Genomic DNA, 9,006 nt, shown 5'->3' on the forward strand with positions numbered 1-9,006 from the left:
CGTTATTGCGGTTTAATAAAGGATGAATTTAATAATTGACCATTTAGTTAATTTGCCGATGTAAAATATTTTTACCAAAAATATCAGTATTTAGGTGAGTTATCAGGGGGTGGTGAGTTTAAGAAGGGCATGTGTTAAGGAAATGCTGCTGAAAAGTACTATCTTCGGCGGTTAAAAGAGCCTTGCAGTTGGCTCTTTTGTCATGTGTTTTAAGATGAAAGTTCTACTCTCATGATTGCGAAACATCCCGATAAAAGTAACGCTCACAAATCGTCGGATTCATGCGTTTAATGGCGTTTGATATCAAAGCAACGATGAGAACTGAGAATACGATTCTTCCCCAGAATATGGTGTAAAAATCAGCCCCGATCAGTAAGATCAACAAGGTGTCTTCAATCAAACTGTGGAGCAGGTTGAGTAGCATAATGGCGGTAAACACGTCTCTTGCGGCTATATGTCCTTTCTTTGCTTCGTTGATCAATAGACCTCCTCCGAACGAAAGACCGAGCGTGATCCCTATGATGGTTAGATTGGTCGCATCATTGCTGATGCCTAGTAGTCTTAAAAATGGTCGTAGCAGCAGAGCCATTAACTTCTCGATGCCAAGAACCTTTAAAACTTTAAGTAACAGTAGCAGTGCTGAAATCACCATGAATATCACTGCGAAGTTTTTGAGTTGTTCGATAGCCCAACCGATGTAACTGTTATCTGACGATACTTCTGGCTGCCATAAAACGGTTGCTGGATAGTTGAGTAAATCTCCGTATTGATAGCTTAGATTCAGTAGCCATGTCAATACCAAGCTGCCGCCGACTCTGACTGATAAGGTGGCAAGCCAACTTACCCCTGCTTTTTTCGCGATTGCGCCTTCGATTGGTAGCGAATGAGCGAGCAGCATCATGCTGCCTAACACAGAAGCTTGAGCAACCGTTAAAGAAACATCGGAGTTGATGAGAATAATTAAGCCAGCGTAGATATTGGTGAGGATGGTAGTGGCCCACACTAGACCCATCTCTTTTGGTAACCCAACGCTTTCCATTATTGGGCTTAACCATTCACTCAGAATCACTATGCCGCCAAGCTCTTCTACGACTTTTATGACGATGATAATTGGAATCATGATCCGAAAAAGCGTTGAGGTAACATCGAAAATCTCTTTTAAGAGTTCTTTAAAAAATTGATAAGTGGATTTCATTGATACGTCCATGTTGCGACTGTTTGATTTAAGAAGATCTTATCGTGATTGCTGTGATCGTGATTTCTAAATCTCGTTATAAATCCGGCTATAATTTTTTAATTACTTTAATATTAGAAATTATTGCTCACAAAATGGGGAGATTAAGAAATTATGGAAATTGACCGCATAGATAGAAGCATTCTTATCCAGCTTCAAAAGAATAATCGTATTCCCAATTTGGCATTGGCCGAGCTTGTTGGTTTGTCACCGCCTGCCTGTTTAAAGCGCGTAAAACGTTTGAGAGAGGAGGGAGTGATCGTGGGCGATGTATCTATTATTAACCCTGAGCTTGCTGGTCATAAGATGACTTTGGTCGTGTCTGTCGAAATGGAGCGAGATAGAGGCGATATTTATCAAATTTTTCGCCATTCTATCTCGAAGGCTGCAGAAGTTACGCAGTGTTATCAGATCTCAGGCAGTTATGACTTTATGCTTATCGTGACTGTTAAAGATATCCAAGCCTACGAAGACTTTGTTGAGCGAGTGCTACGCAAAGATCTCAATATTCGTAAGTTCCACACCTCTGTATCAATGAGAACGGTGAAGTTTAGTACTGAATTGAATTTAGAAGAGGCGTAACCGAGAGTAGGACGTTTAGTACAAAATTGCAGCTATGTGAGGTAACTAGCTTAAATTCGTATAAATAGCAGGCATTTACGCAAAATGTGACGTTCACATTTTGTCATAACTTTAATAATTGTATATATTCCTCGCCTAAAATAATAATTAACCAAAGTTAATAATAATGACTGTCAGCTCATCTTCTCTATCTCGTGAAACGTTACTCAGCGAACACGAACAACTCGTATCCACGACGGACCTCAAAGGCGTAATTACTTACAGTAATGATGCTTTTTGTCGTATCGCAGAGTACAGCCAACAAGAATTGCTAGGGCAACACCACAATATTGTGAGGCATGGTGATATGCCCAAGGCTGCTTTTGCCGATATGTGGTTGAACCTTAAGCAAGGTAAAGCGTGGCGCGGTATCGTAAAAAACAAAACTAAATCCGGTGGTTTTTACTGGGTAGATGCTTATGTGACGCCAATTTACGATAATGGGAAGGTGAGCGGTTACCAATCGGTACGTGTAAAGCCTAAAAACGAATGGGTACAAGTCGCTGACAAAGCATACCAAGGTCTATTGAAGGCTGAGAAATCTGGTCGTCAATGGTCGCTGCAGATCAGTGATAGTGTTCGTTATGCTGTGTTGCTGGGCTCGCTGACTGCACCACTGATTTCAAACCTTGTCGAAGTAGGGCAAGTGTCCCAATGGCTTTTGAGTTTACTACCTGTTTCTGCTCTTGCGTTGTTGTTCCGCCAAGAACTCATCGACACACCTTTACAGCTGAAAAAACTGCAATCAAAGTTCGATAGCGTGAGCCGCCTAGTTTATTCTGGGAACAGTAAGTTTTCTGTGGCTGATTTTCACTTAAAACTTCTGTCTGCTCGTATACGGACTGTATTAGGTCGAATGACTGACTCAGCGAAACCATTGCAAGATTTGGCTGACAATCTTAATTCTACGTCGTTTGAAGTGTCTGAAGCGTTAGATCAACAAACCAAAGACATTCTGCAAGTACGTGAGGCAACCGAAGAGGTTGAATTAACCGCGAATGAAGTTTCGTCTCGTACAGAAGAAGCCCATCAGATTGTCGATGTGACTCTAGAGACTTGTGCTGGCGCTAAAGAGAGCATTAACCAAACTCATCGCAACCTTGAAAATTTAGCTTCACAAGCTGAAAAAGCGACACAAACGACTTACCAACTGAGCGATCAAGCGCAAAGTGTCAGTAAGATAATGGAAGAGATTGGTGGCATTGCGGAGCAAACTAACCTGCTGGCGCTCAACGCAGCAATAGAAGCGGCGAGAGCGGGTGAGCAAGGTCGAGGCTTTGCCGTAGTGGCTGATGAAGTACGTGCGCTGTCTGGGCGTACTTCGAACGCGACAGTACAGATAAAAGAGAGCATAGAAACCATGCTCACAACCATTGAAGGTTGGCAGAAAGATATTCTGGCGAACAGAGAGCAGACCGATGCGTGCGGTGATGTGGCGAAGGTGAGCGCAGAGCGTTTATCTGAAGTTGAAAACCTAATGCAATCTATGAACGAGTTGATGCAGTCGGTAGAAAACTCAGCTCATAAGCAGCGTACTCTTTCGAGTGAGGTGAATCTTCACATGCAATCTATCGCGTCGACAGCAGAGCAGAATTTAGTTGCTACTCACTCAGTGAAGGATCATTCGACTGAGCTTAAAGAACAAGTAAACGAGTTCTATCAGTTAGCTAAACGTTTTGAAGAAAAGTAGTGACCTTAGATAACTCCATGAAAAATAAAAGGAAGCCTTGCATGATGTGCAGGGCTTTTTTGTAGGTGAAGTGGAGGTTAGAAAAGCTTTGAAACAAAAATAAAACATCGTTCAATTGAGGTTAAGTTACACTTCTTATATTCCAATCAAAAGACAGAGCATCAGCATGCGCCCCCTTATTGTTACCACCATTTGCTTAAGTTTTATTAGTGCGCCTTGTATAGCCTCAAAAGGATCAAATTACCTCTACACGGGATATCAAAAAACGAGGGTGAGTGACGATGGCTTTCAAGATTACTTTGATGGTGCCTACAATAACTCAGGGAGTAAGCAGCTTTACGGTGGCTATGTCGGCGGTAACTATGCCTTAAAGGATACTTTTTTCGTCGGTTTCGACTCTTCTGTGACCACACGCTCTTCGACGACACTGTCTGATTTGTCTGTTCAGTTGGGCTGGTATCATCCTATTACTTCGCAGGTTGAGCTTTACGCTTCTGGTGGGGTGAATTGGGTTAGGCCGCAGAGGCGTTCTTCGTGCCGAAATGACACTATCCTCGGTCCGTGTGATAGAGAAACCACCAAAAACTACGATGAGGGCTTTATCGGTGAGGCTGGGGCGATTGTTTTGATTAACGAGCGTTGGTCGTTGCAACCATTTTATAGCTATTCTGACACGCATAAGCATGGCTTAAACAACTTTGGGATTGTGAGCTCGGTTGACGTTCTTTCTTGGCTCGCGGTCGATGCTGGGTATGAACACACGTATAGTAAAAACCTAAACCAGAATACACTTCGTTTGGGGGCAAGGTTTACGTTTTAACGGTGAAAGGCGAGATACAAAAAAGCCCTACATGAAAATGTAGGGCTTTTGGTATGCATCAACCTATTTCAAGGCGAGACACTTGAATCAAGATTAAGCTAGAAGCTCTTTCGCTGTGTTTACTACGTTTTCAGTAGTGAAACCGAACATCTTGAATAGCTCACCTGCTGGTGCAGATTCGCCGAACGTTGTCATACCGATGATCTTGCCACCGAAACCAACGTACTTGTACCAGAAGTCAGCGATGCCAGCTTCTACAGCGATACGCGCTGTTACGTCAGATGGAAGTACAGATTCACGATACTCAGCGTCTTGCTTGTCGAAAGCGTCAGTTGCAGGCATAGATACTACGCGTACCTTCTTACCTTCAGCTGTCAGTTCAGCCGCAGCGTTAACCGCTAGCTCAACTTCAGAACCTGTAGCGATAAGGATTAGCTCTGGCTTGCCTTCACAATCTTTCAGGATGTAACCACCCTTCGCGATGTTAGCTACTTGCTCTTCGCTACGCTCTTGCTGTGCAAGGTTTTGACGAGAGAAGATTAGAGACGTTGGGCCGTCTTTACGTTCGATAGCCAGTTTCCAAGCGACTGCAGACTCAACTTGGTCACATGGGCGCCATGTGCTCATGTTTGGAGTTAGACGTAGAGAAGCGATTTGCTCAACTGGTTGGTGAGTTGGGCCATCTTCGCCAAGACCGATAGAGTCGTGCGTGTAAACTTGGATGTTCTGAACTTTCATCAGAGCAGCCATACGCATTGCGTTACGAGCGTACTCCATGAACATTAGGAACGTTGCGCCGTATGGTACGAAGCCACCGTGCAGAGCGATACCGTTCATGATCGCAGTCATACCGAATTCACGTACACCGTAGTGGATGTAGTTACCCGCTGGATCTTCTGCAGAAACAGACTTAGAACCAGACCACATAGTTAGGTTAGAAGGTGCAAGGTCAGCAGAGCCACCTAGGAATTCAGGTAACATAGCACCGAACGCTTCTAGTGCGTTTTGAGACGCTTTACGTGATGCGATGTTTGCTGGGTTAGCTTGAAGGTCAGCAATGATTTGGTTTGCTTTCTCTTCCCACTGTGCAGGAAGCTCACCGTTTACGCGGCGTTTGAATTCAGCTGCCAGCTCAGGGTGTGCTGCTTCATAAGCTGCAAGTTTCTCGTTCCACGCTGCTTCCTTAGCTGCGCCTGCTTCTTTCGCATCCCATTCTGCGTAAACTTCCGACGGAATTTCAAAAGGACCGTGCTCCCAACCAAGTTCTTTACGTGTAGCTGCAATTTCTTCAGCGCCTAGTGGTGCACCGTGACAGTCGTGTGAACCAGATTTGTTTGGAGAACCAAAACCGATGATAGTCTTAGTACAAATTAGAGTAGGGCGTGGGTCCGCTTTAGCAGCTTCAATTGCTGCGTTGATTGCTTCAGCGTTGTGGCCATCTACTGCTGGAATTACGTGCCAGCCGTAAGCTTCAAAACGCTTAGGCGTATCATCAGAGAACCAACCTTCCACTTCACCATCGATAGAGATGCCGTTGTCATCCCAGAAAGCGATAAGTTTACCAAGACCTAGCGTACCGGCTAGAGAACATGCTTCGTGAGAGATACCTTCCATCAGACAGCCGTCACCCATGAATGCATAAGTGAAGTGGTCAACGATGTCGTGGCCTTCTTTGTTGAACTGTGCTGCTAGAGTTTTCTCAGCTAACGCCATACCAACAGCGTTCGTGATACCTTGACCTAGTGGGCCAGTTGTTGTTTCGATACCCGGTGCGTAACCGTACTCTGGGTGACCTGGAGTCTTAGAGTGCAGTTGACGGAAGTTCTTAAGATCTTCGATTGATAGCTCGTAGCCTGCTAGGTGAAGCAGAGAGTAAATCAGCATAGAGCCGTGGCCGTTTGAAAGAACGAAACGGTCGCGGTCAGCCCACTCTGGGTTTGACGGGTTGTGGTTTAGGTGATCACGCCAAAGAACTTCAGCGATGTCAGCCATACCCATAGGTGCGCCTGGGTGGCCAGAGTTTGCTTGTTGTACGCCGTCCATGCTTAGAGCACGAATAGCATTAGCTAATTGTTTACGGTCCATAATAACTACCAGTGTTTAAATATTGGATTGGAAATTGAAAGGGGAACGCAAACGTTCCCCTTTTTTAATTCTGTGTGATTACAGCTTAGCTGCGATCATGTCTTCTAGTTTGCCTTGGTCAACTGCGAAGTTGCGGATACCTTCTGCAACTTTCTCAACGGCCATTGCGTCTAGGTTGTGCTCCCATAAGAACTCAGCGTGAGTCATTGGAGCTGGGCGCTCTTTAGAGCCTTTAGAGTCAACTAGCTTCTCTACAACTTCACCTTCAGCAGCTTCTAGTTCAGCTAGAAGAGCAGGAGCGATAGTTAGACGGTCACAACCAGCAAGTTCTAGGATCTCGCCGATGTTACGGAAGCTTGCGCCCATAACAACCGTGTTGTAGCCGTGCTCTTTGTAGTAGTTGTAGATGTCAGTTACTGAGATTACGCCTGGATCTTCAGATGCTTCGAAGTCGCGACCTTCTTTCGCTTTGTACCAGTCCATGATACGACCAACGAAAGGAGAGATTAGGAATACGCCAGCTTCAGCACAAGCACGAGCTTGAGCGAAAGAGAATAGAAGCGTTAGGTTACAGTTGATACCTTCTTTCTCTAGGATTTCAGCAGCGCGGATACCTTCCCAAGTTGAAGCTAGTTTGATTAGGATGCGATCGTTAGTGATGCCAGCGTCGTTGTACATTTTTACAAGCTGACGTGCTTTAGCAACGCTGCCTTCTGTATCGTAAGAAAGACGAGCATCTACTTCAGTAGAGATACGGCCAGGGATTGTTTTTAGGATTTCTTTACCGATGTTTACTGCAAGCATGTCACAAGTGTCTTGAACTTGTTGAGCTTTATCAGCGCTTTGCGCTTTAGCGTATTCGATTGAAGCATCGATAAGTGGCGCATACTCTTCGATTTGAGCCGCTTTAAGAATCAGAGAAGGGTTAGTTGTTGCGTCTTCTGGCTGGTACTTTTTGATTGCATCAATTTCACCAGTGTCTGCTACTACTGTCGTTAGTTTACGAAGTTGCTCTAATTTGTTGCTCATTTTGATCATCCTATCTATCGCATTACATCTCGTGAGAAGAGAGATGTGGGCATTTGCAAGCTAACTAATGAAGTTCTTAGTGGAGTTTCCAGTGAGCCAAACTTACATTAATTTAAATTTTTCTTCGAACGAACATTTGCACAGAACATTTGATCGCTCGATGAGTAAATGATGTAGCCATATTTATCCGATCTAGCACCAAAGTCAACGATAAATAGTGCGGTATGGTGACTTCAGTCAAATATATTTCGCTCTAGTAATCATGGGCTATGCAAGCAAACGTTTAATACGCGGAGTGAGGCGAATTAATCAACAATAAAACCATGGCTATCACGTTGAGCAAATGTTCCTTGTTGTTACATATGTTCAGGGTGTAAACTTGTGTATCACTTGCTTAGCCATCGAACATTTGTTCTTCAAGCAGGTAAAATAATTGTTAAATATAGGTTGAGTGGTATATGAGTAAGAATATCCAAGATGTTTCCGAAGAAAACACTGATCTCCTGACTGAAGTCGCGGTTGCTTATTATCAGGACGGTGCCACCCAAGAAGAGATCTCGAAAAAGTTCTCTATCTCTCGTGCAAAGGTTGGTCGTATGCTCAAGCAAGCCCGTGATGAAGGTATTGTTGAGATAACCGTTAAGTACCACCCAGTGTTCAGCGCTAAAATCGAGCAACGCTTAATTGAACGTTTTGGTGTTAAGCGTGCACTTGTCGCTCTGGATCAGCCGAATGAAGAGCAACAACGACTTCAGGTCGCAGGCTTAGTGTCTAACTACCTAACCAGTACACTAAAAAACGGCATGGTGGTAACAGTAGGCCAAGGTCGTAACGTGTCTTCTGTTGCTCACCATACTGGTGTAATTACCCCTCGTGATTGTAAGTTCGTGTGTGGCATAGGCGGCATTCACCCTAGAGGCGGTATGTTCAATGCTGACCACGTCTGTCGACAGCTAGCGAAAAAGTACGGTGGTTCGTCTGAAACTTTGTATGCGCCTGCTTATGCAGAGAATAAAGCGCAAAAAACCGCCTTTATGGAAAACAGCACAGTAAAGCAAACACTCGATCTCGCTCGAAAGGCAGATGTTGCTTTAGTGGGCATCGGTGATATGAGCGAAAACAGTTACATGGTTGACCTAGGTTGGTTTACCGCAGGCGAAGTGGTTCAATCTCGTTTATTACAGGGCGTTGTTGGTGACTTTGCTGGCTATGACTTTTTTGACGTTCACGGTAAAGCGGCAAACACCGTTATGAGTGACCGAGTCATCGGCTTAGGGTTAGAAGAGTTTCGCCCAATCGCTGAGGTGATTGCGATAGCTGCCGAGAACAGTAAGCCGCTCGCGTTGTTAGGTGCTCTAAGAACTGGCGTGGTTGATGTAATAGCAACCAGCGTAAGTAATGCACTAACCGTACTGAACTTAGATGAGCAGATGACATTAATTGATAAATAAATTATTTATTGTTGTTCTTCCTTTTTAATGCGCTTTTATTCTGATTAAAAATGGGTGGGTTATTTAGCCTACCCAT

The 9,006-nt window shown here is 44.4% G+C and carries 7 protein-coding genes; 4 read left to right on the forward strand and 3 right to left on the reverse strand.

The window, feature by feature from the left end; genetic code table 11:
* Positions 1-229: 229 nt before the first annotated feature.
* The gene (locus tag OH460_RS27095) at positions 230-1,195 is read right to left on the reverse strand and encodes a hypothetical protein (protein WP_270000165.1); all 966 of its coding nucleotides are present in this window, start codon (positions 1,193-1,195) and stop codon (positions 230-232) included.
* A gap of 153 nt (positions 1,196-1,348) precedes the next feature.
* On the opposite strand from OH460_RS27095, the gene OH460_RS27100 reads away from it, so the two are divergent.
* From OH460_RS27100 to OH460_RS27110, 3 genes are all read left to right on the forward strand, one after another.
* Positions 1,349-1,816, forward strand: coding sequence for an Lrp/AsnC family transcriptional regulator (locus OH460_RS27100; RefSeq protein ID WP_105058329.1), 468 nt, complete (start codon positions 1,349-1,351; stop codon positions 1,814-1,816).
* A 166-nt stretch (positions 1,817-1,982) separates the two neighbouring features.
* Positions 1,983-3,545, forward strand: coding sequence for a methyl-accepting chemotaxis protein (locus tag OH460_RS27105; RefSeq protein WP_270000166.1), 1,563 nt, complete (start codon positions 1,983-1,985; stop codon positions 3,543-3,545).
* A gap of 271 nt (positions 3,546-3,816) precedes the next feature.
* Complete coding sequence (locus tag OH460_RS27110) at positions 3,817-4,365, forward strand: hypothetical protein (RefSeq protein ID WP_270000167.1); 549 nt, start codon at positions 3,817-3,819, stop codon at positions 4,363-4,365.
* A 93-nt stretch (positions 4,366-4,458) separates the two neighbouring features.
* On the opposite strand, the gene tkt is transcribed toward OH460_RS27110, so the two are convergent.
* Positions 4,459-6,450, reverse strand: coding sequence for a transketolase (gene tkt, locus OH460_RS27115; protein WP_270000168.1), 1,992 nt, complete (start codon positions 6,448-6,450; stop codon positions 4,459-4,461).
* 78 nt (positions 6,451-6,528) lie between these two features.
* Complete coding sequence (gene tal / locus OH460_RS27120) at positions 6,529-7,479, reverse strand: transaldolase (RefSeq protein ID WP_032552749.1); 951 nt, start codon at positions 7,477-7,479, stop codon at positions 6,529-6,531.
* Between the two features lie 458 nt (positions 7,480-7,937).
* Between tal and OH460_RS27125 the strand changes: the two genes are divergently transcribed.
* Complete coding sequence (locus tag OH460_RS27125) at positions 7,938-8,930, forward strand: sugar-binding transcriptional regulator (protein ID WP_270000169.1); 993 nt, start codon at positions 7,938-7,940, stop codon at positions 8,928-8,930.
* The last annotated feature ends 76 nt before the right edge of the window (positions 8,931-9,006 follow it).

The organism is Vibrio sp. Makdt, assembly GCF_027587015.1.
Lineage (GTDB): Bacteria > Pseudomonadota > Gammaproteobacteria > Enterobacterales > Vibrionaceae > Vibrio > Vibrio chagasii_B.